Source organism: Methylobacterium isbiliense (genome assembly GCF_022179325.1).
In the GTDB taxonomy this organism is placed as follows: domain Bacteria; phylum Pseudomonadota; class Alphaproteobacteria; order Rhizobiales; family Beijerinckiaceae; genus Methylobacterium; species Methylobacterium isbiliense.
Window position 1 is genome coordinate 179,708 of the sequence record NZ_BPQQ01000018.1, and the last position, 25,208, is coordinate 204,915.

Here is a 25,208-nt window from a genome sequence, read left to right on the forward strand (position 1 = left end):
CGGCGGGCCGGCGACGTGGCGGCCGGCATCGGGCGGGTGGCGGGTGACGACGGGACGGAGATCCGCTGCTTCAACGCCGCCGGTCCGGATCGGTGCGAACGGCCCGCCCATCACGCGAACGCGATCGGCGGCGCCTCGCAACCGTCACGGAGTCCCGCTATCTGGAACCATGAAGGTTCCGATGCGCCTCGCCTCCTGCCTTGTCGCCCTGGCGGCCCTCGCCGCCATGCCCGCCGCCGCGCAGGCGCCGCGAGTCAACCCTAAGTATGCCGACCTCGTGAAGGCCGAGCTGGTGGCCGAGCCGGGGGCGGTGGCGCCGGGGCAGCCCTTCGCGGTCGGGGTGCGGCTCGTGATGAAGCCGCACTGGCACGTCTACTGGCGCAATCCCGGCGATTCCGGCCTCGCGCCGGAGATCGCCTGGAGCCTGCCCGCGGGGTTCTCGGCCGGGCCGGTCGCGTGGCCGGTTCCCGCCCGCATCCCGGTCTCCGGCCTCGTCAATTTCGGCTACGAGGGCGAGACGCTGCTCACCGCCACGGTGACGCCGCCCGAGGGGCTGGAGCCGGGCCGGCCCGTCACCCTGCGGGCCAAGGTGTCCTACCTCGTCTGCGAGCGCGAATGCGTGCCGGGCGAGGCCAGCGTGTCGGCGACCCTGCCCGTCGCGCCACCGGGCACGAGCGTGCGGCCCGATCCCCGCCACGCCGGCCTGTTCGCGGCGGCGCGGGCGCAGCTCCCGACACCTGCGCCTTGGCCCCACCGGGTCACGGAGGAGGGCGACACCCTCACGCTCCACCTCGACGCGCCGGGCCTGACGCGCGAGGCGGTCGCCGACCTCGCCTTCTTCCCCTATTCCGAGACGGCGATCGAGCACGCGGCGCCCCAGGAGGTCACCGTCGACGGGCGCGGGCTGCACGTCGCGCTCAAGCGCAGCAGCCTGACGCCGGCCGGCACGATCACGCGCCTCGACGGCGTGCTGGCGCTGACCGAGCGGACGGGGGATGCCGCCGTGCGGCGCGCCTTCGCGCTCGGCGAGGCGCCGTCTGTGCCGGGCACCGCCCCGCCGAGCCCCGCCGCGGCCGCGCCGCCGGCCGCCGTGGCACCGCCGGAGGACGCCCCCGCGGGCGTGTGGGCGGCCGCCCTTCTGGCCTTCCTCGGCGGCCTCCTCCTCAACCTGATGCCCTGCGTCTTCCCGGTCCTGTCGATCAAGGTGCTGGGGCTGGTGCGCCAGTCGGGCGAATCCCTCGGCCGGGTGCGGCTGCACGGCCTCGCCTACACGGCGGGCGTGATGGCGTCGTTCCTGGCCCTCGCCGGCCTCCTGGCGGCGCTGCGGGCCGGAGGGGCGGAGATCGGCTGGGGCTTCCAGCTGCAATCCCCCCTGGTGGTGGCGAGCCTCGCCTACGTGCTGTTCGCGATGGGCCTCAGCCTGTCGGGCGCGCTGCATCTCGGCGGGCGCCTCGCCGGGATCGGCGACGGGCTCACCCGGCGGGCGGGCCTGGAGGGCTCGTTCTTCACCGGCGTGCTCGCCACCGTGGTGGCCACGCCCTGCACGGCGCCGTTCATGGGCGCGGCGGTGGGCTTCGCGCTGACGCAGGGTGCGGCGGTGAGCCTCGCGGTCTTCGCCGCCCTCGGCTTCGGCCTCGCACTGCCCTTCCTGCTCCTCGCCTTCTGGCCGGCGGCCGTGCGCCGGCTGCCGCGGCCCGGCGCCTGGATGGAGACCCTGAAGGGGTTCCTCGCCTTCCCGCTCTACGCCACCGTCGCGTGGCTGGTCTGGATCCTGAGCCAGCAGGTCGGGCCGGGCGGCCTGTTCCTGGCGCTGCTCGGCCTCGTGCTGGTGGCGTTCTGCGCCTTCGTGCTGGAGCGCGCCCGCACGGCCGGGCCGTGGGGCGCCCGGGCGGGGATGGCGGCCGTGCTGCTGGCGGTGCTCGGCCTCGGCCTCCTCGTCGCGGCCCTCGACCGCGACCGGGCCGGGGCGCCGGCCATCGCGGCGGCGGGCGGCCCCGAGCCCTTCACCCAGGCGCGCCTCGACGGGCTGCTCGCGCAGGGGCGGCCGGTCTTCGTCAACATGACGGCGGCGTGGTGCATCACCTGCCAGGTCAACGAGCGCACCGCGCTGGCGACGCAGGCCGTGACGGCGGCGTTCCGGGCGCACGACATCGCCTACCTGAAGGGCGACTGGACGAACCAGAACCCGGAGATCACCCGGGTGCTGGAGGCGCATGGCCGCTCCGGCGTGCCGCTCTACGTGCTCTACCGCGGCCCCGGCGACGCGCAGGTGCTGCCGCAGATCCTCACCGAATCCGCCGTCCTCGCCGCCCTCGACCGGGCCGCCCCGGCGCGCCGGGCCGCCCTCTCGTCCCCGCAGGAGTGATGCCTTGATGCCGACCCGCCGCACCGCGCTCGCCCTCACCGCCCTTCTGGCCCTCGCCCCCCCCGCGGCCGCGGGGCCGCAGGTGGACCGGCCCGCCCCCGCCTTCACGGCCAGGGACGCGGACGGCCGCACCGTCTCGCTCGCCGACTACAAGGGCCGGACGGTGGTGCTGGAATGGACCAACCACGACTGCCCCTTCGTGCAGAAGCACTACGGCGGTCAGGCCATGCAGGCGCTGCAGAAGAAGTGGACCGAGCAGGGCGTGGTCTGGCTCTCGGTGATCTCCTCGGCGCCGGGCGAGCAGGGGGCGGTCTCCGGCCCGGAGGCCAACCGGCTCACGCAGGAGCGCGGCGCCGCCCCGACCGCCGTCGTGCTCGACACCGACGGGGCGGTGGGTCGCGCCTACGGCGCCCAGACGACGCCGCACATGTTCGTGGTGAAGGGGGACGGCACCCTCGCCTATATGGGCGGCATCGACGACAAGCCCTCGGCCGCGCTCACCGACCTCAAGACCGCCCGCAACCACGTGGACGCGGCGCTGAGCGAGATCGCCGCCGGCAAGGCGGTGAGCGTGAAGACCGCGCGGCCCTACGGCTGCTCGGTCAAGTACGCCTCCTGACGCTTGCCGCGTGACGCGCTGGGTCGCGGGCGTCGACGGCTGCCCGGGCGGCTGGATCGCGGCCCTTCGGCGCCTCGGCGAGGCGGGTCCCGTAGTGGTACGGGTCGTGCCCGACCTCGCCGCCCTGTGCGACGGGCCGGAGGCGCCGGCCGTGGCGGCGGTGGACATCCCGATCGGCCTGCCTGAGCGGGTCGGCGCGGGCGGGCGCACGGCCGAGCAGCTGGTGCGCCCGCTCCTCGGGCCGCGCCGCGCCTCGGTCTTCCCCACCTCGGCCCGGGCGGTGGTCTACGCACCGGACTACACGGCGGCGATCGCGCTCGCGCGCACGGGCGGTCTGCAGCCCTTCGCGCCGTCGCCTCCCGCCAACGCGATCTTTCCGCGCATCCGGGCGGTTGACGCGCTGCTGCGCAGGCAGTCCGACCTGCGCGAGCGCGTCTACGAGGTGCATCCCGAACTCGCCTTCGCGAGCCTCAACGGCGGCGTGCCGCTCGCCGCCCCCAAGCGCGCGCCTGCGGGAGCGGCCCAGCGCCGGGCGGCCCTGCGGCGGGCCGGGCTGCCCGAAGAGGTGGTGGAGGCTGCGCCTCCCCGGGGGGCGGCGCGCGACGACCTCCTCGACGCGCTCGTCGCCCTCGTGGTGGCGCAGGGCCTCGCTGCGGGGCGCGGCCTGTCCTATCCCGACCCGCCGGAGCGGGACGCGCACGGCCTTCCCGTGGCAATCTGGACCCTCCCGCCGACCGAGGCCCGCTCATGACGGCATTGCCCACCCGCGAGATCGCCCGCGCCCTGGTGTTCGACCCGCAGGACCGCCTGCTCCTCATCGCCTACGAGGCGGTGCGGGATGTCGATCCGGCGCGGCCGGGCGAGCGCTGTTTCTGGTTCATGCCCGGGGGCGGCATCGAGCCCGGCGAGAGCCCGGAGGAGGCCTGCCTGCGCGAGCTGGAGGAGGAGATCGGCGTCACCGGCGTGCCGCTCGGGCCCCTGGTCGCGCGCTGCGACGGCCCCTTCACGCTCTTCAACAAGCCCCGCATCGCGCACGAGCGCTATTTCGTGGTGCGCCTGCCCGACGACCGCATCGACACGGCACGGCTTGCCGAGACGGAGGACAACCCGGTGCTCGGCACGCGCTGGTGGACCCTCGACGAGCTGGCGGCGACGTGCGAGCGGGTGGAGCCCGCCGGGCTCGCGGCGCTGGCCCGCCGCCTCGCCGCGGGCGAGAGCGTGACGGAAGTCCGACTCGCCTGGGGCGAGGGCGCAGGCTAAGGGGAGGTCCGGACGAACGCCGTTTCTCGGCCGGGGTCCCGGGGCGGCGCCCCGGGCTGGCACGCATCGTGCCGGGACCCGGCCGCATCAGACGAGACGCCACCATGCTTCCGCAGACGCTCACCGACGGCTACCGCGCCTTCCTCGACGACCGCTTCGCCCGCGAGCGCGGGCGCTACGAGACCCTGGCCGACGGGCAGAGCCCCGAGATCATGGTGATCTCCTGCTGCGACAGCCGGGTCTCGCCGGAGGTGATCTTCGACGCGCGCCCGGGCGAGCTGTTCGTGGTGCGCAACGTCGCCAACCTCGTGCCGCCCTTCGAGACCGCCGGCGAGTATCACGGCACCTCGGCGGCGCTCGAATTCGCCGTCCAGGCGCTCAAGGTGCAGCACATCGTGGTGCTGGGCCACGCCCGCTGCGGCGGCGTGCGCGCTTTCGCGGACGATGCCGCGCCGCTCTCGCCGGGCGACTTCATCGGCCGCTGGGTGTCGCTGATCGCGCCGGCCGCCGAGCGGATCGGCCCCGGCCGCGGCGACGACTACCTGGAGCGGCTCGAATACGCCACGGTGGAGAACAGCCTCACGAACCTGATGACCTTCCCGTGCGTGCGCATCCTGGTCGAGCGCGGCCGTCTGCATCTGCACGGGGCGCATTTCGGCATCGCCACCGGCGAGCTGCGGGTGCGCGACCCCGAGACCGGCGCCTTCCGGCTCGCCGTGCCGGAGGCCGGGACGAGCCCGACGCGGCTGATCCGCTGCCAGGACACCGGGTCGAGCGGGGGCTGATGGCCCGGCTGCGCTCCGACTTCTGGGTTGCCGCGCATCTGCGGCGCTGCGGCGTCGAGGGCGTGAGCGCGGTGCAGCGCCGCCGCGGCGCGCCGGAGGCGGGAGCGATCTTCGTCAAGGTCGACCGCCTCGACGGGCGGGCCGACCTCTACGGCCCCGCCCCCCAGGCGCTGTTCCAGGCCGACGACGATGGCACGCGCCGCTTCGAGACGCTGATGAGCGAGGCGCTGCCGCCGGACGTGGAGGCGCGGCTCGCCCGCGAGATCCGCTTCGACCCCGACCTGTGGATCGTCGAGATCGACGACCCGCAGGGCCGCCATTTCCTCGATCTGGCCGGCGGCTAGGGGCCGACCTCGATCCGCTCGACCGCCGGAAGGGCTGCCGAGGGTGGCTCTCTGCCCTTCCCGGAGAAGGTCCCGAAGAAGCAGCAGCGCGCCACGTCCGGTCCCTCGTTCGCTGCCAACGGAATGGCGGCCGTTGACCCACGACCTGCTCTGTTGCTGGCGAGGCAAAGCGCCCGGCGTCAGAACTTCGAGACGAGCGGCCTGGCGTCGGCCACCTGCTTCGGCGGTGCGACCCAGAGCGGCGCCGAGATCGTCAGGTAGGCGGCCGTCCCGGCGAAGCGGTTCTTGACATCCATCTCGCGGAAGAACCGGACATTGGTGGAGACCGGGATCTCACCCAGCTTGAAGGTGTAGCCGATCTGGCCGCCAAGGGACGTCACCCGTCCCTTGAACGGACCGATCCGGTTGCCGGAGCCGCTGTCGCCGGTGAGCTGGTTGTAATAGTAGCCGACGAGGCCGATCGACAAGTCCTTGCTCAGATACTTGGAGGCCGACCACTCCAGGTGGAACTCCGTGCCGGTGAGGTACTGGGTCGCCGGGTTGATCCAGTTGAAGGTGACGCCTGGCACCACCGAGAGCTCATAGCCCAGAACGGGGTCGAGATAGGTGAGCGCGCCGCTGAGATCGAGCGCCGGGCGGTTGAGCGCGATGTTGGACAGCTGGCCGCTCTCGTAGGAGCCGGACGGCACGACGCCGAGGAGCGTGCCGGTCCAGTGGAAGTTGCCGGAGTGCCAGCCCACGAACGAGGCGAGATAGATGTCGCCGACATTGACGATGGCGTCGCGCTCGCGCCCGGCGACGATGCGATCGATGCGCGGGGAGGACAGGACCGCGCCGGCGCTGACGTTGGGCGTGCCGAACGGGATGGTGACCGAGAAGCCGAGGTTTCCGCCCAGGATCTCGACCGGCGTGACCCAGATGGGCGTCACGAAGTTCGCGCTCGTGTCGAGCTTGACGTTCGCGGCGACGACGCCGCCGCTCTGGAAGGCGCGATTGCCGCCGAGATTGCCTGAGTAGTAGTAGGTCTCGCTCTCGAAGTAGAAGCCGGGCGGCGGCGTCACGCCGGCGAGCGGGCCGCGGTTGCCCAGCACGTACACGCCCTGGGCCGACTCGGCGGCCCAAGCGCCCGTCCAGGCGCCGGTCGTGGCCAGGAGCCCTGCCGTGCAGGAAGCCACGAAGCCAAGCCTCCGCCAAGGTCCCGACATGGCCGTGCCCCCACGATCTCTGCTGTGGCTACAGACTCCCACAAAACGAGTCGAGTCGCAACGGCCAAGCTGATTGTGCTGAACGCTTCTTGCTTAACATTTATCAATATTCTTCACAATGACAGTCGTCCCCTTCTTCATTGGCCTGCGAACCTCTGCGAATTATTCGGATCGTGTGTCACCTCGGATCAAGCATGGTCCGGCGGCGCCGATACCTTGGCGTTCGCCGAGTCACAGGATCGTCGAGCGAGATCGATCGCAAGGCTGTGGACCGGTGTGACGGACTCGTCCTGTCCATCGCCGTGGGATCTCGGTCCGGCGGAACACGGCCGGCGCGACCGGCCGCCCGTCTCGGCCCATCGACACATCCATGAGCCACGTGGGCTTCCCGAACACCATCAGGGAGAGGACGCAGCCATGAGTGACGACACACACGCGGCGAACCAAGCAGGCGCCGGCGAGGGACACGCTCTCAGCCGCCGCAACATCCTGCTCACCGGGACATCGGCCCTCGCGGCGGCCGCGATGGTATCGGCGGCCCCGAGCACGTCCGCGCAGGCCCAGTCACAATCCCAGCAGCCTCCGGCGGCCGGGCAGAAGCCGAACATCCTCGTCATCATGGGCGACGACATCGGCATCTGGAACATCGGCGCCTACCATCGCGGCATGATGGCCGGACGGACGCCCCATCTCGACCGGATCGCCGCCGAGGGCATGCTGTTCACCGATTACTACGCGGAGGCGAGTTGCACGGCGGGACGCGCGGCCTTCATCACCGGCGAGCTGCCGATCCGCACCGGCATGACCACCGTCGGCCAAGCCGGCGCCCCGATCGGCCTTCCGGCAGAGGCGGTGACCATCGCCACCGCCCTGAAGGGCATGGGCTACGCCACGGGCCAGTTCGGCAAGAACCACCTGGGCGACAAGAACGAGTTCCTGCCGACGGTGCACGGCTTCGACGAGTTCTTCGGCTATCTCTACCACCTCGACGCGATGGAGGACCCGGCCCATCCCACCTATCCGCAGGAGCTGCTCAACAGGGTCGGCCCGCGCAACATGGTCCATTCCTGGGCGACCAACGTCGACGATCCCACCGAAGACCCGCGCTGGGGCCGGATCGGCAAGCAGCGGATCGAGGATGCCGGCACGCTCTACCCGAAGCGGATGGAGACCGTGGACGAGGAAATCCGTGATCTGGCGCTCCAGTTCATCGACAAGGCCAAGGCCGACGGCAAGCCGTTCTTCGTCTGGCTCAACCCGACTCGCATGCACGTCACGACACACCTGTCGCCCAAGTACCAGGGCATGCGCAACGCGCAGAATGGCTGGAGCATCCATGAAGCCGGCATGGCGCAGCTCGACGATGTCGTCGGCGCGGTGATGAAGAAGCTGACGGATCTGGGCATCGACAACAACACCATCGTGGTCTTCACCACGGACAACGGTACGGAGGTGTTCACGTGGCCGGACGGCGGTCAGACACCGTTCGCGCAGTCCAAGGGCACGGTCATGGAGGGCGGCTTCCGCGCGCCGGCGATGATCCGCTGGCCCGGCAGGGTGCCGGCCGGCAAGGTCGAGAATGGCGTCATCTCCGGCCTCGACTGGTTCGCGACGCTCGTGGCGGCCGCGGGCAATCCGAACATCACCGAGGAGCTGAAGAAGGGTAAGCAGATCGGCGACCGGACCTACAAGGTGCATTTGGACGGCTACAACCAGCTGGAGATGATCACCGGAAAGGGTCCGTCGAAGCGCAACGAAGTCTGGTATTTCGGTGAGAGTGAACTGGGCGCTGTTCGGATCGGTGACTACAAGTACCGCTTCATCGATCAGCCCCACGGGTGGCTGGGCGACAAGACGAAGCCCGACGTGCCCTACATCACGAATCTGCGGCTCGATCCCTTCGAGCGGACCGGCTGGCCCGACAACGGGACCAAGACCGGAGCGCAGAACTACATGAGCTGGTTCCTGTACGAATTCTGGCGCTTCGTCTTCGTCCAGCAGGAGGTGGAGAAGCTCGCCATGACCGCCGTCGAGTTCCCACCGATGCAGAAGGGCGCGAGCTTCAACCTCGATGCGGTCAAGGCGAAGATCCAGGCCGCCAGAGCTGCGATCGGGAAGTGAGCGTCGGACGCGGCCGCATGCCCCGCCTCGTTCACGACGTGATGTCCTCCCGGGCAACGAGGAGTGACCGATGACGGGTGCGACACCTCGCGACCCATCCACCCTGGCCGCTACGACCCGGGACATGGCGCTTGTCCCCGCAGGCATGTTCCGGATGGGCTCCGACCGGCATTACCCCGAGGAGGCGCCCGCGCACCGAGTCGGCGTCGACGGCTTCTGGATCGATCGCACGCCGGTCACCAACGCGCAGTTTCGCGCCTTCGTGCGGGCCACCGGCCACGTGACGGTGGCGGAGCGCAAGCCCTGTGCGGCGGATTATCCTGGCGCGCTGCCGCACCTGCTGGAAGCCGGGTCCCTGGTGTTCAAGTCGCCCAAGGAACCCGTCGACCTGCGCGACTTCGGCGCGTGGTGGCGCTTCCGGCTCGGCGCCAGCTGGCGTCGCCCGCTCGGCCCCGGCTCCTCCATCGCCGGGCTCGACGAGCACCCGGTGGTGCATGTCGCCTACGCGGACGCCGAGGCCTACGCGGCCTGGGCCGGCAAGGCGCTGCCGACCGAGGCCGAATGGGAGTTCGCGGCCCGTGGCGGCCTCGATGGGGCGGAGTTCGCCTGGGGTGACGAACTCACGCCGGGTGGGCGGCACATGGCCAACACCTGGCAGGGCGCCTTCCCGCACCAGAACCTCGCCGCGGACGGCTACGAGCGCACCTCCCCGGTCACGGCCTTCCCGCCGAACGGCTACGGCCTGCACGACATGATCGGCAACGTCTGGGAGTGGACGAGCGACTTCTTCGCTCCGCGGCATCCTGCCGACGCGCCCAAGGCCTGCTGCATCCCGCGGAACCCGCGTGGCGGCCGGGAGGACGGCAGCTACGACCCGGCCCAGCCGGCGATCCGCATCCCCCGCCGGGTGATCAAGGGCGGCTCGCACCTGTGCGCGCCGAACTACTGCCGCCGCTACCGGCCGGCCGCGCGCCATCCGCACCCGGTCGACACCTCCACCAGCCATCTCGGCTTCAGGTGCGTGGTCCGCCCTTCGGCTGCGACCGGGGGCGGGATAACCGTCTCCGCCTGATCAAGGCGGAGACGGATCAGCAAGCCCGCGCGGTGGAGCCCAAGGCTCCCCACGCCTGAGCGAAGCCCACATCCGCCATCCCGAAGGGATCAAGCGGATGCGGCATGACAGGGCGAGCCGGACGAAGGTCCCGAGGTGGGTCGCCAGCAGCCTTTGGAATGGTCAAGCTGATTGGGTTCAGAACCCGGAGCATTGTTCGGCGAAGAGGCACTGGTTCGTCGAAGATAAGGCGGAGCAATCGAAGACCTGAAGCGGGATCCGAGGGCAGCGTGATCGGATCCTGTGCTGGACTCGCTCGAGTGTGATCCGGATCACGGTTCGGGCGCGCCGGATCGGCGAGCCTGTGAGGCGACGGGACGCCCGGTCCCGCCGGTTCCACGGGAGAAAGCCCCCATGACCAGCACCGACCCGGTCGCCGCCCGCGACCTCGATCCGCAGCCGACCGACACCCCCGACGTCCTGTCGGACGACGCGCTCGACGATGTGGCGGGTGGCGTCTACCGCCACGTCCGCTCCGTCGCGATCTCGGCGGAGGGCAAGAACACGCAGCTCTGGGTGACCACCGCCACCTGATCCGGAGCGCCTCAGGCCGGGGGGCGATATCCGGGAAGGGGCGGGCGCCCCTGCGGCGAGGCGGTCAGGATCATCATCATCTCGCCGACGTTCTCGGGCGTGATCAGGCCGACGAGCCGGCCGAAGCCGTCGGTGACGCCCACCGCCGGCAGGCGGCTCTCCTGCATCAGGCGCAGCGCATCCTCCAGGGGCTGGCGGTCGCGCAGGGTCGGGATGTCGGCCCGCATCACCTCCAGCACCGGCGCGTCGGGGCCGCGCTCGCGCAGTGCCCGGATCATGTCATCGCGGGTGAGCACCCCGCGCAGGCGGCCGGCGCCGTCCACCACCGGGAATTCGTGCTGCGTCGTGGCGATCAGACCCTGCACCGCATCCTCGACCCGGCTGTTCGGTCCTAGGCTGTCGAAGCGGGTGATCATCGCGTCGCCCGCGAGCAGCCCGCGGGAGACCTGCCGCATCTGCACGGCATGCGCCTCGGAGGCCGCGCCGAGATAGACGAAGAAGGCGATGAAGATCAGGAGCGGGTTGCCGCCCACGAGTCCGAGCAGGCCGAGCCCGAAGGCGACCGCCTGCCCGACGCCCGCGGCGATCTGGGTGCCGCGGGCATAGCCGAGCCGGTGGGCCAGAACGGCGCGCAGCACCCGTCCCCCGTCCATCGGGAAGGCCGGGATCAGGTTGAACACGACGAGGAAGAGGTTGACCCAGAGCAGGCGCTCGAACAGGCCGATGCCGGGATTGTCGACCTCCATGCCGGGCTTCAGCCCGCCCAGCAGCAGAAACAGCCCAGCCGCGATGGCCACGTTCACGGCCGGCCCGGCGAGCGCGATGACGAGTTCCTGGCGCGGATCCTCGGGGATGCGCTCCAGCCGGGCGACGCCGCCGATCGGCAGGAGGGTGATGTCGGGCGTCCGCACCCCGTAGCGCCGCGCCGCGAAGACGTGGCCGAACTCGTGCAGGAGCACGCAGAGGAACAGGAGCACGATGTAGAGGACGCTCTGGAGCGCGCTCTCCTGCCCGCCCCTGGCGTAGGCGGCCGCCCCGATCCAGGCCAGGAACAGCAGGAAGGTGATGTGGACCCGGATCACCGTGCCCTTCACGGTGCCGAGCGGCAGCGACCAGCCCATGTCTCACCCTCACGCCATTCCGGGACCCCGCGTCCCTGAAAGTCCCGCGCCGGCGCCTGTGTTCCCCCGCGTCACGCCGCGGGCGGTGTGCCTCGCATCGCGGCCTCCGTGGCCTCGGCCTTGAGGCGGCGGCGGTACTGGTTGGCGCCGAACGGGATCGCGCACAGGTAGGCGATGCTGATCACCGCCAGCGTCTCGAACGGGAAGCTGATGATCAGCCCGAAGCCCGCCACCGTGACGACGAAGATCGGCAGCACGTATTCCCGCGGCACCCGCTTGCCAATGGTCTTGCCCGCATAGGTCGGCACCGTCGAGATGACGAGGATCGCCAGCACCAGGAGGTAGGCCAAGGCCGCGGGTGCGAGCGCCGGGCCGAAGCCGATCCCGAGGAAGTGCAGGTAGAGCGGCAGGAGCGCGGTGAGCGCGCCGGCCGGCGCCGGCATGCCGACGAAATAGTCCTTCTTCCATTCCGGCCGGTCGGGATCGTCCAGCATCACGTTGAAGCGCGCGAGGCGCAGCGCCATCGCGATGGCGAAGATCAGCGCCACGATCCAGCCGAGCGACTTCAGGTGGTGGAGCGTGAAGGCGTACAGGATCAGGGCCGGGGCGCAGCCGAAATTCACGAAATCGGCCAGCGAATCGAGCTCCGCCCCGAAGCGCGAGGTGCCCTTGAGCAGGCGCGCCACCCGCCCGTCGATACCGTCGAGCACCGCCGCCACCACGATGGCGATGACCGCGGGCTCGAACCGGCCCTCGAAGGCGAGGCGCACGGCGGTGAGCCCGAGGCAGACCGCCATCAGGGTGATCATGTTGGGGATGATCATCCGCACCGGGATCGGCTTGAAGCGCCGCGTGCGGGGTTCGTTGGCGCGGGGCTCACTGGGCTCGGGCGCGAAGGGCGGAAAGAGATCGTCCATGGGGCGGGCTCCCGCGGAGTCAGATCCGACGGAACTGGCGCACGGGGCCGCCGGCGCGCAGGTCCGCCAGCACGGTCTCGCCCGCCACCGCCTTCTGGCCGAGCCCGACCAGCACCCGGGCATCCGCCGGCAGGTAGACGTCCACGCGCGAGCCGAAGCGGATCAGGCCGAAGCGGTCGCCGACCGTGAGGCTCTCGCCCGCCTTGACCCAGTCGACGATGCGCCGGGCCACGAGGCCGGCGATCTGCACCACGCCGATGCGCAGGGTCTCTCCCCCGCGCGTCGTCGTGATGACGAGGCCGTTGCGCTCGTTGTCCTCGCTCGCCTTGTCGAGTTCGGCGTTGAGAAAGAGGCCGGGCGTGTAGTGGATCTGCTCGATGCGGCCCGTCACCGGCACGCGGTTCACGTGGCAGTCGAACACGTTCATGAACACCGAGATGCGCAGCATCGGCTCGGCCGGCAGGTCGAGTTCCAGCGGCGGCAGCACGGTGCTGATGAGGTTGACGCGCCCGTCCGCGGGCGAGATCACGAGGCCGTCGCCCACCGGCACGACCCGCTCGGGATCGCGGAAGAAGTAGCAGACCCACAGCGTGAGCAGGAAGAAGATCCAGCCGAGCGCCTGCACGAAGCTGCCGGCCAGCACGGTCAGCACGATGCCGATCGCGATGAAGGGATAGCCCTCCTTGTGGATCGGCACGAGGACGCGGCGCATCGTCTCGAAGAGGTCGGTCATGGGGCCTCAAGCACTCCGGCAGGCGCGGTCTGGCGCCCGCCGATGGCAGGCGCGGGCGCCGACGTCAATCGGCGGGTCCGCTCACGGCCGTCCGCAGGGGCATCGGGCCGCGGCCGGACCCGGCCCGCGGCGGGCGCATCGCGCGATCCCGCCCTTGGTTGGGGCAGCGCCTCGGGCCCGGCGCCGGGGGCGGTGATCGCGGCCCGTCCCCGTGCCGGTCACCCCACCGAGGCGGGCTCCGGCGCCTTGGCGGGCGGGGGCGGGATCTCGCCCGGGTCGAGGCGCACGCGCAGGCTCTCGCCCTCGCTCGATTCCGCGCGCTGCAGCGCCTCGCGCGCCGCATCCGCCTCGCGCTGGCGGTTCCACATCGCCGCGTAGACGCCGCCGCGGGCGAGCAGCATGGCGTGGTCGCCGCGCTCCACGATCACGCCCTTGTCGAGCACGATGATCTCGTCGGCGCCCACCACCGTCGAGAGCCGGTGGGCGATGACGAGGGTGGTGCGGCCCCGGCTCACCCGGTCGAGGGCGTCCTGGATCTCGCGCTCGGTGAAGGAATCGAGGGCCGAGGTCGCCTCGTCGAGGACGAGGATCGGCGGCCCCTTCAGGATGGTGCGGGCGATGGCCACGCGCTGCTTCTCGCCGCCCGAGAGCTTGAGCCCGCGCTCGCCCACCGGGGTGTCGTAGCCCTCCGGCAGGCCGGCGATGAAGCGGTCGATCTGGGCGAGGGTTGCCGCCTCGCGCAGCTCCGCCTCGCTCGCCTCCCAGCGGCCGTAGCGGATATTGTAGCCGATCGTGTCGTTGAACAGCACCGTGTCCTGCGGGACCATGCCGATGGCGGCGCGCAGCGATTCCTGCGTGACCGCGGCGATGTCCTGGCCGTCGATGAGAATGCGCCCGCCCTGCGGCTCGTAGAAGCGGAAGAGCAGGCGCGAGATGGTGGATTTGCCCGCCCCCGAGGGACCCACCACCGCGACCGTGCGGCCGGCCGGCACCTCGAAGCTCACGCCCTTCAGGATCGGCCGCTCCGGCACGTAGGCGAAGCGCACGTCCTCGAAGCGCACCACCCCCGCACCCACCGCGAGCGGGGCGGCGCCGGGCCGGTCCGCGATCTCCGGGTTGCGGTGGAGGATGCGGAACATGTCGTCGATGTCGATCAGCGCCTGCTTGATCTCCCGGTAGATCATGCCCATGAAGTTGAGCGGCATCGAGAGCTGCACCAGCATCGTGTTGACGAGCACGAAGCCGCCGATCGTGGTCCGTCCGGCCATAATGTCGCGCGCCGCGAGCCACATCACGACGGTCATGCCGGCCGTGAAGATCACCGCCTGCCCCGCGTTCAGCACCGCGAGCGAGACGTAGGTCTGCGTCGAGGATTTTTCGTACTTTGCCATCGACTGGTCGTAGCGGCTGGTCTCGCGGGCTTCCGCGCCGAAGTACTTGACCGTCTCGTAGTTCAGGAGCGAGTCGACCGCCTTGGTGTTGGCGTCGGTGTCCGAGTCGTTCATCCGCTTGCGGATGGCGATCCGCCACTCGGTCGCCTTGTAGGTGAAGCCGAGATAGGCCGCGACCATGACCAGCACGACCACGGAGTAGATGAGGTCGAACTCGTAGGCGAGCACGCCCAGCACCAGCAGGAACTCGACGATGGTCGGCACCAGCGTCAGCACCATCAGGCGCGACAGTTCCTCGATGCCGTTGCGCCCGCGCTCCAGCACGCGGGTGAGCCCGCCGGTCTTGCGCTCCAGGTGGAAGCGCAGGGAGAGGCGGTGCATGTGCGTGAAGGTCTGGAGCGCGAGGCGGCGCACCGCGTGCATCGCCACCTTGGCGAACAGCCCGTCCCGCACCTGCGTCAGCAGCGCCATCGCCACGCGCGAGAGCCCGTAGAGGCCGATGAGCAGCGTCGGCGCCGCCCACAGGCCGGTGGGCAGCCCGCCCTCCTTGGCGCCGCCCGTCACCGCCACCAGGGCGTCGGTGGCCCACTTGAAGGTGAAGGGCGTCACCATCGTGACGAGCTTGGCCACGAGCAGCAGGCCGAAGGCCGCGAAGACCCGCCGCTGCAGGTCGGGCCGGCCGTGCGGCCAGAGGTAGGGCCAGAGCCGCTGGTAGGTGCCGACGAGGCCGGGCCGCTCGGAGGGCTCGGCCTCCGGAGAGGTGCTGTGCGTCACGATCGGGCCTTTGAGGAGACGAAGAGCCCCGCATATAGGCCCGATCGGAGACGGCTGCACCCGCCTGGGCCGCAGGTCTCCCGGCCGCGTTGCGGGGGCCTGGAACACGCGCGGGCGGCGGGCTGTTTCCGCCTCCCGGAGGTGACCCGTGGACGACGAGACCGCGAGAGCGGCGGCCCTGCCGCTGGAGGAGCGCCCGCTGCGCGTGCTGGTCGTGGCGGGCTCGGCCCGCCGGGTCGACGGCTGTCCGGGGCTCGACGGCAAGGCCCGGGCCTTGATGCACCGGATGCTCGGGCGGCTGCCCGCCGGCTGGCAGGTGGACCACGCCGACATCGGCAACGAGCACGGCAAGCCCAAGATCCAGGGCTGCAACGGCTGCGTCGGCTCCTCGATGGCGCTCTGCGTCTGGCCCTGCAACTGCTACGGGCCGAACAGCGACCACCAGCCGGACCTGATGTGGGACCTGAAGCTCTACCCGCGGCTCGCCCGCGCGGATGCCTGGGCGTTCATCGGGCCGGTGTGGTGGTACGGGCCGAGCACGAACCTGAAGGCGCTGTTCGACCGCCTCGTCTGCATGAGCGGCGGCAACCCGCGCCCGGACCTGATCGACAAGAAGAGCACCCTGAAGGCGCAGGCCCTGGAGAAGTCGCCGCTCTGGCGCGACCTGACGCGCAACCACCTGGAGGGCCGCACCGCCGCCTTCTTCTGCTACGGCAACGCGGGCGGGAACGAACTCGACGCGGACGGCCGCCCGCGCATCCTGGCGCACAAGGCGTGGTTCGACCCCGGGCAGGAGCCCTACGGCGGAGACGAGCGCCTCGCCTACCAGGGGCTGGTCTGGCAGTGCCGCTACAGCGGCATCGAGGTGCCGGACACCCTCTGGCGCCACGTCCCCCTCGGCCTCGGCCGCGCCTACGCGGACGATCAGGCCGACGACATGGTGCGCGAGACCGATGCCATGGCGCGGTTCGACGCCTGGGTGGACGCCTTCGCGGCCCACGTGGCGCAGAAGGGCGCCGTGCCGGGCACGACGGAAGCGGAGCGGGGGGCGCAGGCGACGGCCTGAGCCGTCACGCCGCGCTCGACGTCGCGCGGTCGGCCCGGATCAGCTTGCGCAGCTGCGCCATCGCGCTCTGGAGGCGGTCCCGCTCCACCAGCTGCAGGACGGGCTTGAGCGCCTCGCGCTGGTCCGCGGCGAGGCCCGCCTCCAGGCCCTGGCGCAGGGCGTCGTGCCAGTAGCTGCGCCGCTCGGGTTCGATCAGCATCTGCTGGATGCAGTAATAGAGCTGTTCGAGCGGCGTGCGCACGGCCTCCGGCTCGATCAGGTGGCTCGGCATCAGCAGCACGTCGGCCGCGTGGATCTCGACGGTGACGGAGTCGCTCGCGCGCATCAGCGCACCGTTGAGGAAGAAGCGTGCGCCGCGCTTGATGAAGGCCCGCATCGGCGAGGGTCCCGGCCTCTTCATGGGTGTCGCGTGCTCCGTCGGGCGTGCGGCGGTCTCGCACGCCTGCCTTGCCTCAGCCTGACCTGCTCTGCCGTCGCCTGTCGACCGCTTATCGCTCAGCGCGGGGCGGGGAAGAACACCGCGAAGGATTCGTCGCAGACCCGGTCGAGATGCCGCCGGCCCTCCGCATAGGCCGCCATGTCCGGGGTGAGGCGGCCGAAGACGGGGCTTGCGCCCTCGGGCACGAGGGCGAGCGGGCAGGCGGCGGGGGTGAGCTGCGCGCCGCGGCCGGCATGCAGGGTGGTGAGCAGGCCGTAGAGCTCGCCCCGGATCGTCGGGCGGCCCAGCATGGCGAGGCGCACCTGCCCCTGCCAGTTGGTGACGAGGTAGATCGTCCCCGAGAGATGCGGCACCGAGACGTCGCCGGTCTGCGAGAAGGGGGCGTCGATCCGCTCGGCCTCGCGGAAGACCAGCCGGTCGCGCCCCGCATCCCACAGGATCTCGGTGCGGTAGGCGAAGATCGCCGCCGGGTCGCCGAAGGAGGGGCGCAGCGTGAGATAGCGTCCTTCCAGCCACGCCACCCCCTCGCGCGAGTAGGAGCCAAGATGCTCCGGCGCGGGGCGCGGGCCGTCCGGCGCGGCGCGGGGGGCGGTCCCGCGCAGGCTCACGCCGAGGGCCTCCTCCAGGCGCACCAGCGTGGCGAGCGTGAAAGGCCGGCGGCCGGCGAGCGCCTTCTCCAGGGTCGAGAGGCTGATCCGCGCCGCGTCGGCGAGCCCCTGCCGGGACAGGCGCTGGCGCGCCAGCGCCTCGCGCACCGCGCGGGCGACCTCGCGGCTCTCGCCCTCCGACAATTCGGCGTCGCTCGCGCCCATCCCGCCCGCCCGGTCGATCCGGACAGATCCGCACGAAACCGCACAGCTTGGCAAGCGGCCGGGCGCGGTTGCGCTGTTGACGCGGTCAGGCCGCCCGTCCGAGCGTTGCGCCGTCGTCCCGGCGCAGCGCGGCCAGGCGGCGCTCCACCTCCGGGCGGATGCGGCGCACCGCCTCCTCCTTCACCGGGCCGAAGCCCCGCATCCCCTGCGGCGCCCGGGCGATCCACAGCAGCTCCTCCGCGGGCGCCGCGCCGAGGCGCGCGGCCAGCTCGTCCACGATCCCCTCGAACCAGCGCACGAGGTCGCGTTCCATCCGCCGCTCAGCGGTGTAGCCGAACGGGTCGAGGACGGTGCCGCGCAGCCGCCGCATCCGGGCGAGCAGCCGGAACGGCGTGCGGATCCAGGGGCCGAAGGCGCGCTTGCGCGGGCGCCCGCGCGCATCGGTGCCCGTGGGCCAGACCGGCGGCGCGAGGTGGTGGACGACGCGGTACTCGCCCTCGAACTGCTCGGCGACCCGGTTGAGGAAGCCTGTCTCGACGTGCAGGCGGGCGACCTCGTACTCGTCCTTGTAGGCCATGAGCCGGAAGAGCGAGCGCGCCACCGCGTCGGTCAGGCTCTCGGTGCCGCGTGCGGCCTCCGCCGTGCGCAGGCGCGCCACCCGGGCGGCGTAGCGCTCCGCGTAGGCGGCGTCCTGATACTGCGTCAGGAAGGCGACGCGCCGGGTGATCACCGCGTCGAGGGTCTCCGGGGCCTCGTCGCTCGTCCCCCCGAGGGCTTGCCGGAACCCGGCCGGATCGGCGCCGGCGATCCGGCCCCAGGCGAGGGCGCGCCGGTTCTGCTCCACCGCGACGCCGTTGAGCGCGATGGCGCGCTCCAGCGCCTCCAGCGAGACCGGCACCAGCCCCCGCTGCCACGCGGCGCCGAGCATCAGCACGTTGGCGAAGACGGTGTCGCCGAGCAGCGCCTCCGCGGCGGCGTTCGCGTCGAGGGCGGCGAGGTTCGCCTCGCCGGTGATCGCCCGGATCTCCCGCAGGCGCCGCGCGGAGGCGAGGTCGGCATCGGGACGGCGGACGAGGTCGCCGGTGGGCATCTCGGCGGTGTTGAGGACGGCGCGCAGGCCGCGCCGGTAGGTGCCCGACGCCTTCGGGGACGAGGACACGACGAGGTCGCAGCCGATCAGCGCGTCCGCCGCCCCCTGGTCGATGCGCACCTGATGCAGGGCGTCCGGCCGCGCGGCGAGCCGCACGTAGCTCAGCACCGGCCCGAACTTCTGCGCGAAGCCCGTGAAATCGAGCACCGAAGCGCCCTTGCCCTCGAGATGGGCCGCCATGGTGACGAGCGCCCCGATGGTGATGACGCCGGTGCCGCCGACCCCGGTGATGAGCAGGTTGTAGGGCTCCGCGAGCGCCGGCGGCGGCGGCGCCGGCAGGCGCGCGGCGCGCTCGGACGGATCGGCGGCAGCCGCGGCCTTGCGCCGTGACCCGCCCTCCACCGTGACGAAGCTCGGGCAGAAGCCGTCGAGGCAGGAAAAATCCTTGTTGCAGGTCGAGAGGTTGATCCGCCGCTTGCGGCCGAAGGGCGTCTCCACGGGTTCGACCGACAGGCAGTTCGAGGCGACCGAGCAGTCGCCGCAGCCCTCGCAGACGAGGTCGTTGATGAGGGCGAAGCGGGCCGGGTCCTGCAGCGCGCCGCGCTTGCGCCGCCGCCGCTTCTCGGTGGCGCAGGCCTGCACGTAGATCAGGACGGACACGCCCTCGACCTCGCGCAGCTCGCGCTGGACCGCGTCGAGCGCGTCGCGGTGGTGGAAGCTGGTGCCGGGCGGAAACCGGCTTCGCGCGAAGTCGGTGTCCCCGTCCGAGACCACCGCGATGCGCGCCACGCCCTCGGCCCGCACCGCCTGGGCGATGCCCTCGACGCTGACCGGGCCGTCGACCGGCTGGCCGCCGGTCATCGCCACCGCGTCGTTGAACAGGATCTTGTAGGTGATGGTGGCGCGCGCCGCGATCGCCTGACGGATCGCCATCGAGCCCGAGTGGTAGTAGGTGCCCTCGCCGAGGTTCTGGAAGATGTGGCCGCCCCCGGTGAACAGCGAGGAGGCGGCCCAGTTCACGCCCTCGCCGCCCATCTGGATCAGCGAACCCGTCTCCCGGTCCATCCACGAGGCCATGAAGTGGCAGCCGATGCCGGCGAGCGCCTTCGAGCCCTCCGGCACCCGGGTCGAGGTGTTGTGCGGGCAGCCCGAGCAGAAATAGGGCGTGCGCGCCGCGCCCGGCACCGCGATCAGCCGGTCCGGCTCGGGCGCCAGCCGGGCGGCGCGCGCCGTGAGGCTGAGCCCCGGGAAGATCGCGTCGAGCCGGGACGCCACGATGCCGGCGAGCAGGCGCGGCGAGAGTTCGCCGGTCCAGGGGATCAGCCGCGCTCCGGTCTCGTCGTGCTTGCCGACCATGCGCTCGGGCTTGGCGCCCGGATAATCGTAGAAGTATTCCTTGAACTGGCTCTCGATGATGCCGCGCTTCTCCTCCACGACCAGGATCTCGCGCTTGCCGCGCACGAAGTCGAGCGCGTCGTGCAGCGGCAGCGGCCACACCATCCCGACCTTGTAGATGTCGAGGCCGATGCGCCGGCAGGCCGCCTCGTCGAGCCCGAGGAGCCGCAGCGCCTCCATCAGGTCGAGGTGCCCCTTGCCGGTGGTGACGATGCCGTAGGAGGCGTCCGGGATGTCGTAGAGCCGCCGGTCGATCGGGTTGGCACGGGCGAAGGCGTAGACCGCGTGCTTCTTGGCCTCCATCCGCTCCTCGATCTGGGGGCCCGGCAGGTCGGGCCAGCGGTAGTGAAGGCCGCCGGGCGGCGGCGTGAAGTCGGGTGTCAGGAAACGGCGCGGGGGGGCAAGGTCGACCGAGACCGCGGATTCCACCGTCTCGGACACCGCCTTGAACCCGACCCACATGCCGGAGAACCGCGAGAGCGCGTAGCCGTATTCGCCGAAGCTCAGGTACTCGGCCACCGAGGCCGGGTTCAGCGTCGGCATGAACCACGACATGAAGGCCACGTCGGACTGGTGCGGCATCGAGGAGGAGACGCAGCCGTGGTCGTCGCCCGCCACCACGAGCACGCCGCCATGGGCCGAGGACCCGTAGGCGTTGCCGTGCTTGAGCGCGTCGCCCGCCCGGTCGACCCCCGGCCCCTTGCCGTACCAGAGCGCGAAGACGCCCTCCACCGTGCGTCCGGGCTGGCTCTCGACCTGCTGCGAGCCCAGCACGGCGGTGGCCGCGAGGTCCTCGTTCACCGCCGGCAGGAAGGTGATGCGCTCGGCCGCCAGCCGCTCCTTGGCGCGCCAGAGTTCGAGGTCGACGGCGCCGAGCGGCGAGCCGCGGTAGCCCGAGACGAAGCCCGCGGTGTCGAGCCCGGCCGCGCGGTCGCGGGCGGCCTGATCGAGCAGGATGCGCACCAGCGCCTGCGTGCCCGTGAGATGGACGCGGCCCGAATCCAGCCGGTAGCGGTCCGCGAGATCGTAGGGGAGGAGGGACTTGGTGGGACCGAGGGACATGGGGGCGGCACTCCGGAGCCTCTCCAGTCTGGCCCCGGCGTGTCGGAAGATGCTACCGTTCTTGCCGGCGGCCCGGTCCCGTCTGGACGATCCTGCCGGAACCAAGGGGCTTCACGGCAGGATCTCGCGATGCTCGACAAGGCGGACCGGCGCGTGCTCCAGCGCCTGCAGGCGGAGGGGCGGATCACCAATCAGGATCTCGCCGAGGCGACCGGCCTCTCGGCCTCGGCCTGCTGGCGGCGGGTGAAGGCGCTGGAGGAGAGCGGCGTCGTGCGGGGCTACGCGGCCCTGGTCGATCGCGAGAAGGCGGGTTTCGCCACGGCGGCGATCCTGCACGTGTCGCTCGAACGCCACGATTCCCGCTTCGTCGAGGAGTTCGAGCGCCGGGTGCGCGAGCGCCCCGAGATCCTCGACTGCTTCGCCACCACCGGCGACGCGGACTACCACCTGCGCGTCGTCGTGGCCGACGTGGCCGCCTACAACGCCCTGCTGGACGGCTTCCTGTTCCGCCTGCCGGGCATCCGGCAGGTGCGCACGAACGTGGTGCTCAAGGAGATCAAGTCGGGGGTGGCGCTGCCGCTGTGACGCTGCGGCCGCGCGATCCGCCCCGGCGGACCCGGGCCCTCAGGCTACCGGGCGGACCGCGTCGAGGAGCTGCGCCTGATGGTAGGGCTTGGGGACGAACAGCCCCGCCTCCGGCACGTCGTCGCGCCCCGGCGTGAAGCGGCCGGAGGTGATGACGACGCGGATGGCGGGCCAGCGCTCGGCGACGCGCCGGGCGAGCGCGAAGCCGTTCATCGATCCGGGCATGTCCACATCGGTGAACAGGGCGGCGATGTCGGACCGGCTCTCGAGGATCCCCAGGGCCTCATCCGCCGTGGCGGCCTCGGCCACCACGAAGCCGGCCTCTTCGAGCATGTCCACCGCCAGCATCCGGACGAGACCCTCATCCTCCACCACGAGAACGACCGGCGGGGGGAGGGCAGGGGAGAGCGTCATACGGGTCAGAACGATGTTCGCCTTTGTTAGTTTCGCAGGCCGCCTCCGACCATTGGCGACTTGCGCGTCGCGACTCATGCCAACGGCCCAGGATGCTGACGCATCGCTCTCGATCCCGGGCAAGCCCGGGACCGACGGGGCCGTCGAGCCAACTCGAATGTTCGGCATCAAGCCGAGGGCTTGGCGACACTGCGAGAGCGGCACCAAAGGTCGCCTTCAACGGCTGTTGACGTCAGCCCTCCGCCTCGGCCTCGACCAGCAGGCGCCAGGGCCCTGGCGTCACCGCGTCGAGGGGCCAGCAGGTGGCCAGCACCAGCCTCCGGCCCGGCGCCGCGGGATCGAGGCCCGAGGCGTCGAAGCGCACCACGCGGCGGCCGGTGACGCGGAACCGCACGCTGCGCCCGTCGCGCCGCGTCACCGCGATCGGGTCGCCGGGCGCCAGCGCGTCGAGGCCGCGGAAGTGCAGGTCGCGGTGCGCGGCGTAGATTGCGGTGCCGGGCTCGCCCGGCTCCGGCGTCCCCGCAACGTGGCCGGGGCCGAAGGCCAGCGCCTGCCCGCTCGCGCCCGCGAGCGCGACGAGGCTGCGGCCCTGGAGCGAGAGGCGGGCCACCGGCACCGTGTCGGCGGAGGGCCAGGGGCGCACGTCGCGCCCGCCCGCGGCGAGGCTCGCCGCGAAGGCGCGCTCCAGCAGCACCTGCGCGAGGGCGGCCTTGGCCCGCAGCCACAGCGCGTCGCCGACGAGCGCCAGCCCGCCGGCGAGGAGAAGGGCGGCGAGGACCGCCCTCCCGCGGCTGAGCCGCCTCATCGGGTGAGCCTGCGGCCGCGCAGGGCCAGCAGTCCCAGCGCGAGGAGCGACAGGCCGAGCCAGAGGTGGAGCGGGGCCGGGCTCGCGGTCTGCGGCAGGTCGATGCCGCGGGAGGCCGCGGGCGCCGCCGTGGGGACCGGCGCGGCCGCGCGCCGCTCGCGCGGGGCCGGGGCGGAGCCGCGCTCCCCGAACACGGCCGCGAAATCCCAGCCCGCCGGCAGGTTCAGGGGCAGGTCGGCGGCGGTCAGGGCCACGCCGGCCGGGCGCCGGGGCGTGGCGTCCACCGCGACGAGGCTGGTGAGGCGGGTCATCAGCCCGTGCTCCAGGGCCAGCGACAGGATCGCCGCATCGGCTGTCGCGGCGGGCAGGCGCCCGGTGAGGCGGGCGGTCTCGGCCGCCCCGATCCTGGCGCGGGCCCAGACCTTGCCGATGCCCGCGCCCGGCACCGCCGCGGCGAGGTCCACCGCCTGCTCCCACGGCTGCCCGCCGACGTGGCCCCGCAGGGTGAGCGTCCCGGCCACCCGCCCGAGCTTGGCGGCGATCACCACCGGCTCGCCACGGTAGAGGTCCGGCAGCAGGTCGGGCGTGGCGTCGATGCCGGGCTCCGAGAAGCGGGCGGAGAGGTCGGTGACGACCGGGCTCTCCAGCTTGGCGAACAGCGCGCGGGTGCGCTCGGCCACTTGGTCGATCGCGCCGATCACCGTGTCGCTGCCGCGCCCGAGCTCGGCGGCGTGGCGCAGCAGGTGCCCGTTGGGCGCCGAGCCGATGCCGACCATGAACAGCCGCGAGCGGCCCCGCCCGGCGGCGATCGCGGAAAAGATCTGCTCCTCGTTGCCGATCGCGCCATCGGTCAGGAAGATCACTTGGCGCACCCGGCCGGTCTCCTCCGGGTGCGGGTCGGCGAGCGCGGCCTTCAGCGGCGCCAGCATCTCGGTGCCGCCCCGCGCCTCCAGGCCCGCCACGAAGCGCCGGGCCTCGTCGAGGTGGGCGGCATCCGCCGGCACCGGCTCGGGGAAGAGCTGCTCCATCGTGTTGTCGAAGCGGATGACGGTGAAGCGGTCGGCGGGCGTCAGGCGGTCGAGGGCGAGGAGCAGGCTCGCCTTGGCCTGCCGCATCGAGGCGCCGGCCATCGAGCCCGAATTGTCGATCACGAACACCACGTCCCGCGGCAGGCGCTGCGCGGCCGGAGCGCCGGGCGGCAGCACGGCGCCGTCAGGCGGCGGCACGGCGCCGTCAGGCGGCGGCACGGCGCCGTCAGGCGGCGTCAGGACCGCCAGCATGTACTCGTCGGCGCCGACCCGCTCGCGGAACAGCCCGATCGTCGGCGCGTGGCGCGGGGCCGCCGTCCAGGTGAGTTCGAAGTCGCGGTCGGCCGGGACCGGCCCCGCGTCGAGGGTGATGCGGCGGCTCTCCGGCCCGGTCTCCTCGGTCCGCACCGCATGGGTGCCGCTCCTCACCGTGCCGAGGGGAAAGCCCGCCCGCAGGCTCACGCCGAGCGAAACGGGGTTCACTGGCGCGTGCGCGGCCGGATCGAGCACCGGCGGGGTGATCCGCGCGCGGTCCGGGACCGGATCGGCGCCGGCCTCGGAGCCCGCCGCCTCGGCGGCCGGGGCGACCAGGGGCGGGGCCGGATTGTAGCGCGGCGCGACCACCAGGGGCACGCGCAGGGCGTGGGTGCCGCCCGAGAGGCGGACCGGCTGCTGGTAGGTGATCTGCACCAGCACCGTCTCGCCCGGGGCGACGTTGGCGACGCTGTTGGTGAAGACATTCGGGCGCTCCTGCTCGGTGAGCGCGGCGGCGCGGCCCGACCGGCGGGCGGCCTCGTAGTCCCGGCGTGCCGCGGCGCGCTCGCGGATGTCGGCCACGATCACCCGCTCGCCGACCACGAGCTTCATCGAATCCACCGCCGCGTCCTCCGGCAGCGGATACACGTAGGTGCCCTCCACCCACTCACCGGTGGTGTTGCGGAAGGCTTGCGTCACCACCGCCCGGGCGGTCGGGCCGCTGACCTCGACCGCGACATCGGTCGCGAGCTGGGGCGCCTCGACGGGTGCGGCATCGGGGGGGCGCAGCAGCAGGGCGCCGCTGCCGGGGGCCGCCTTGACCCCATGGGCGGAGAGCCAGGCGGCGAGGCCGAGGACGAGCGGCGTCAGGGCGCGCCGCAGGATCGAGGCGGACGGACGGGCGCCCGCGGGCGCCCGCGCCGCCCGCAGGGCAGGCATGGGGATCATCGTCGAACTCCGGATCGGCCGGTCCAATA

At 72.3% G+C, this 25,208-nt stretch carries 22 protein-coding genes; 11 read left to right on the forward strand and 11 right to left on the reverse strand.

Annotated features, from left to right (window positions below; translation table 11 throughout):
• Positions 1 to 181: 181 nt before the first annotated feature.
• The 6 genes from MFF61_RS08870 (at position 182) to MFF61_RS08895 (ending at position 5,373) form a co-directional block, all read left to right on the forward strand.
• Positions 182 to 2,365 (forward strand): protein-disulfide reductase DsbD family protein, encoded by a 2,184-nt coding sequence (locus tag MFF61_RS08870; RefSeq protein WP_238234727.1) that lies wholly within the window; start codon positions 182 to 184, stop codon positions 2,363 to 2,365.
• A 7-nt stretch (positions 2,366 to 2,372) separates the two neighbouring features.
• On the forward strand, positions 2,373 to 2,984 hold the full coding sequence (locus MFF61_RS08875) for a thioredoxin family protein (protein WP_238234728.1): 612 nt from the start codon (positions 2,373 to 2,375) through the stop codon (positions 2,982 to 2,984).
• A gap of 10 nt (positions 2,985 to 2,994) precedes the next feature.
• Positions 2,995 to 3,735 (forward strand): DUF429 domain-containing protein, encoded by a 741-nt coding sequence (locus MFF61_RS08880; RefSeq protein ID WP_238234729.1) that lies wholly within the window; start codon positions 2,995 to 2,997, stop codon positions 3,733 to 3,735.
• Positions 3,732 to 4,244 carry an NUDIX hydrolase gene (locus MFF61_RS08885; RefSeq protein WP_238234730.1) on the forward strand — a complete coding sequence of 171 codons (513 nt, stop codon included), beginning with the start codon at positions 3,732 to 3,734 and terminating at the stop codon, positions 4,242 to 4,244. Before MFF61_RS08880 ends, MFF61_RS08885 begins: the two co-directional genes overlap by 4 nt.
• 104 nt (positions 4,245 to 4,348) lie before the next feature.
• Positions 4,349 to 5,029: a carbonic anhydrase gene (locus tag MFF61_RS08890; protein WP_238234731.1), complete on the forward strand. Its 681-nt coding sequence runs from the start codon at positions 4,349 to 4,351 to the stop codon at positions 5,027 to 5,029.
• Positions 5,029 to 5,373, forward strand: coding sequence for a DUF1491 family protein (locus MFF61_RS08895; protein ID WP_238234732.1), 345 nt, complete (start codon positions 5,029 to 5,031; stop codon positions 5,371 to 5,373). The genes MFF61_RS08890 and MFF61_RS08895 overlap by 1 nt, the downstream gene beginning before the upstream one ends.
• 179 nt (positions 5,374 to 5,552) lie before the next feature.
• Here MFF61_RS08895 and MFF61_RS08900 read toward each other — a convergent pair whose 3' ends face one another.
• Entirely contained in the window at positions 5,553 to 6,578 is a 1,026-nt protein-coding gene (locus tag MFF61_RS08900; RefSeq protein WP_373324660.1) for a SphA family protein, read from the reverse strand.
• A gap of 417 nt (positions 6,579 to 6,995) precedes the next feature.
• Between MFF61_RS08900 and MFF61_RS08905 the strand changes: the two genes are divergently transcribed.
• The 3 genes from MFF61_RS08905 to MFF61_RS08915 all read left to right on the forward strand — a co-directional run bounded on the left by MFF61_RS08905 (position 6,996) and on the right by MFF61_RS08915 (position 10,344).
• Positions 6,996 to 8,699, forward strand: a complete 1,704-nt coding sequence (locus MFF61_RS08905; protein WP_238234734.1) for an arylsulfatase — start codon at positions 6,996 to 6,998, stop codon at positions 8,697 to 8,699.
• 70 nt (positions 8,700 to 8,769) lie between these two features.
• A complete protein-coding gene (locus MFF61_RS08910) occupies positions 8,770 to 9,771 on the forward strand; it encodes a formylglycine-generating enzyme family protein (RefSeq protein WP_494337920.1) in 1,002 nt (333 codons plus the stop codon).
• A gap of 393 nt (positions 9,772 to 10,164) precedes the next feature.
• Positions 10,165 to 10,344: a hypothetical protein gene (locus MFF61_RS08915; RefSeq protein ID WP_238234736.1), complete on the forward strand. Its 180-nt coding sequence runs from the start codon at positions 10,165 to 10,167 to the stop codon at positions 10,342 to 10,344.
• Between the two features lie 11 nt (positions 10,345 to 10,355).
• On the opposite strand, the gene MFF61_RS08920 is transcribed toward MFF61_RS08915, so the two are convergent.
• The 4 genes from MFF61_RS08920 to MFF61_RS08935 form a co-directional block, all read right to left on the reverse strand.
• On the reverse strand, positions 10,356 to 11,465 hold the full coding sequence (locus MFF61_RS08920) for a site-2 protease family protein (RefSeq protein WP_238234737.1): 1,110 nt from the start codon (positions 11,463 to 11,465) through the stop codon (positions 10,356 to 10,358).
• 71 nt (positions 11,466 to 11,536) lie between these two features.
• Positions 11,537 to 12,382: a CDP-diacylglycerol--serine O-phosphatidyltransferase gene (gene pssA, locus MFF61_RS08925; RefSeq protein ID WP_238234738.1), complete on the reverse strand. Its 846-nt coding sequence runs from the start codon at positions 12,380 to 12,382 to the stop codon at positions 11,537 to 11,539.
• Positions 12,383 to 12,401: 19 nt separating this feature from the next.
• Positions 12,402 to 13,115: a phosphatidylserine decarboxylase gene (locus tag MFF61_RS08930; protein WP_238234739.1), complete on the reverse strand. Its 714-nt coding sequence runs from the start codon at positions 13,113 to 13,115 to the stop codon at positions 12,402 to 12,404.
• A gap of 218 nt (positions 13,116 to 13,333) precedes the next feature.
• On the reverse strand, positions 13,334 to 15,280 hold the full coding sequence (locus tag MFF61_RS08935) for an ABCB family ABC transporter ATP-binding protein/permease (protein WP_238234740.1): 1,947 nt from the start codon (positions 15,278 to 15,280) through the stop codon (positions 13,334 to 13,336).
• 148 nt (positions 15,281 to 15,428) lie between these two features.
• Between MFF61_RS08935 and MFF61_RS08940 the strand changes: the two genes are divergently transcribed.
• Positions 15,429 to 16,346, forward strand: coding sequence for an NAD(P)H-dependent oxidoreductase (locus tag MFF61_RS08940; RefSeq protein ID WP_238234741.1), 918 nt, complete (start codon positions 15,429 to 15,431; stop codon positions 16,344 to 16,346).
• A 4-nt stretch (positions 16,347 to 16,350) separates the two neighbouring features.
• Here MFF61_RS08940 and MFF61_RS08945 read toward each other — a convergent pair whose 3' ends face one another.
• From MFF61_RS08945 to MFF61_RS08955, 3 genes are all read right to left on the reverse strand, one after another.
• Complete coding sequence (locus tag MFF61_RS08945; RefSeq protein WP_238234742.1) at positions 16,351 to 16,746, reverse strand: flagellar biosynthesis repressor FlbT; 396 nt, start codon at positions 16,744 to 16,746, stop codon at positions 16,351 to 16,353.
• Positions 16,747 to 16,841: 95 nt separating this feature from the next.
• A complete protein-coding gene (locus MFF61_RS08950) occupies positions 16,842 to 17,597 on the reverse strand; it encodes a helix-turn-helix domain-containing protein (protein WP_238234743.1) in 756 nt (251 codons plus the stop codon).
• Between the two features lie 85 nt (positions 17,598 to 17,682).
• Positions 17,683 to 21,144: an indolepyruvate ferredoxin oxidoreductase family protein gene (locus MFF61_RS08955; protein ID WP_238234744.1), complete on the reverse strand. Its 3,462-nt coding sequence runs from the start codon at positions 21,142 to 21,144 to the stop codon at positions 17,683 to 17,685.
• Positions 21,145 to 21,273: 129 nt separating this feature from the next.
• Here MFF61_RS08955 and MFF61_RS08960 point away from each other — a divergent pair, with 129 nt between their 5' ends.
• Positions 21,274 to 21,729 carry an Lrp/AsnC family transcriptional regulator gene (locus MFF61_RS08960; protein WP_238234745.1) on the forward strand — a complete coding sequence of 152 codons (456 nt, stop codon included), beginning with the start codon at positions 21,274 to 21,276 and terminating at the stop codon, positions 21,727 to 21,729.
• A 39-nt stretch (positions 21,730 to 21,768) separates the two neighbouring features.
• Here the strand turns inward: MFF61_RS08960 and MFF61_RS08965 are convergent, their stop codons facing one another.
• The 3 genes from MFF61_RS08965 to MFF61_RS08975 form a co-directional block, all read right to left on the reverse strand.
• A complete protein-coding gene (locus MFF61_RS08965) occupies positions 21,769 to 22,143 on the reverse strand; it encodes a response regulator (RefSeq protein ID WP_238234746.1) in 375 nt (124 codons plus the stop codon).
• A 232-nt stretch (positions 22,144 to 22,375) separates the two neighbouring features.
• Positions 22,376 to 22,948 carry a class GN sortase gene (locus MFF61_RS08970; RefSeq protein WP_238234747.1) on the reverse strand — a complete coding sequence of 191 codons (573 nt, stop codon included), beginning with the start codon at positions 22,946 to 22,948 and terminating at the stop codon, positions 22,376 to 22,378.
• The gene (locus tag MFF61_RS08975; protein ID WP_238234748.1) at positions 22,945 to 25,179 is read right to left on the reverse strand and encodes a marine proteobacterial sortase target protein; all 2,235 of its coding nucleotides are present in this window, start codon (positions 25,177 to 25,179) and stop codon (positions 22,945 to 22,947) included. Before MFF61_RS08975 ends, MFF61_RS08970 begins: the two co-directional genes overlap by 4 nt.
• Positions 25,180 to 25,208: the final 29 nt, after the last annotated feature.

Excerpts from the sequence above, each read along its gene's own strand:
- MFF61_RS08905 (WP_238234734.1), top strand. The coding sequence starts at position 6,996 with ATGAGTGACGACACACACGCGGCGAACCAAGCAGGCGCCGGCGAGGGA.
- MFF61_RS08875 (WP_238234728.1), top strand. The coding sequence starts at position 2,373 with ATGCCGACCCGCCGCACCGCGCTCGCCCTCACCGCCCTTCTGGCCCTC.
- MFF61_RS08975 (WP_238234748.1), bottom strand. The coding sequence starts at position 25,179 with ATGATCCCCATGCCTGCCCTGCGGGCGGCGCGGGCGCCCGCGGGCGCC.
- MFF61_RS08950 (WP_238234743.1), bottom strand. The coding sequence starts at position 17,597 with ATGGGCGCGAGCGACGCCGAATTGTCGGAGGGCGAGAGCCGCGAGGTC.
- MFF61_RS08910 (WP_494337920.1), top strand. The coding sequence starts at position 8,770 with ATGACGGGTGCGACACCTCGCGACCCATCCACCCTGGCCGCTACGACC.
- MFF61_RS08890 (WP_238234731.1), top strand. The coding sequence starts at position 4,349 with ATGCTTCCGCAGACGCTCACCGACGGCTACCGCGCCTTCCTCGACGAC.
- MFF61_RS08915 (WP_238234736.1), top strand. The coding sequence starts at position 10,165 with ATGACCAGCACCGACCCGGTCGCCGCCCGCGACCTCGATCCGCAGCCG.
- MFF61_RS08900 (WP_373324660.1), bottom strand. The coding sequence starts at position 6,578 with ATGTCGGGACCTTGGCGGAGGCTTGGCTTCGTGGCTTCCTGCACGGCA.
- MFF61_RS08960 (WP_238234745.1), top strand. The coding sequence starts at position 21,274 with ATGCTCGACAAGGCGGACCGGCGCGTGCTCCAGCGCCTGCAGGCGGAG.
- MFF61_RS08965 (WP_238234746.1), bottom strand. The coding sequence starts at position 22,143 with ATGACGCTCTCCCCTGCCCTCCCCCCGCCGGTCGTTCTCGTGGTGGAG.
- MFF61_RS08970 (WP_238234747.1), bottom strand. The coding sequence starts at position 22,948 with ATGAGGCGGCTCAGCCGCGGGAGGGCGGTCCTCGCCGCCCTTCTCCTC.
- MFF61_RS08895 (WP_238234732.1), top strand. The coding sequence starts at position 5,029 with ATGGCCCGGCTGCGCTCCGACTTCTGGGTTGCCGCGCATCTGCGGCGC.
- MFF61_RS08930 (WP_238234739.1), bottom strand. The coding sequence starts at position 13,115 with ATGACCGACCTCTTCGAGACGATGCGCCGCGTCCTCGTGCCGATCCAC.
- MFF61_RS08955 (WP_238234744.1), bottom strand. The coding sequence starts at position 21,144 with ATGTCCCTCGGTCCCACCAAGTCCCTCCTCCCCTACGATCTCGCGGAC.
- MFF61_RS08920 (WP_238234737.1), bottom strand. The coding sequence starts at position 11,465 with ATGGGCTGGTCGCTGCCGCTCGGCACCGTGAAGGGCACGGTGATCCGG.
- pssA (WP_238234738.1), bottom strand. The coding sequence starts at position 12,382 with ATGGACGATCTCTTTCCGCCCTTCGCGCCCGAGCCCAGTGAGCCCCGC.
- MFF61_RS08945 (WP_238234742.1), bottom strand. The coding sequence starts at position 16,746 with ATGAAGAGGCCGGGACCCTCGCCGATGCGGGCCTTCATCAAGCGCGGC.
- MFF61_RS08885 (WP_238234730.1), top strand. The coding sequence starts at position 3,732 with ATGACGGCATTGCCCACCCGCGAGATCGCCCGCGCCCTGGTGTTCGAC.
- MFF61_RS08870 (WP_238234727.1), top strand. The coding sequence starts at position 182 with ATGCGCCTCGCCTCCTGCCTTGTCGCCCTGGCGGCCCTCGCCGCCATG.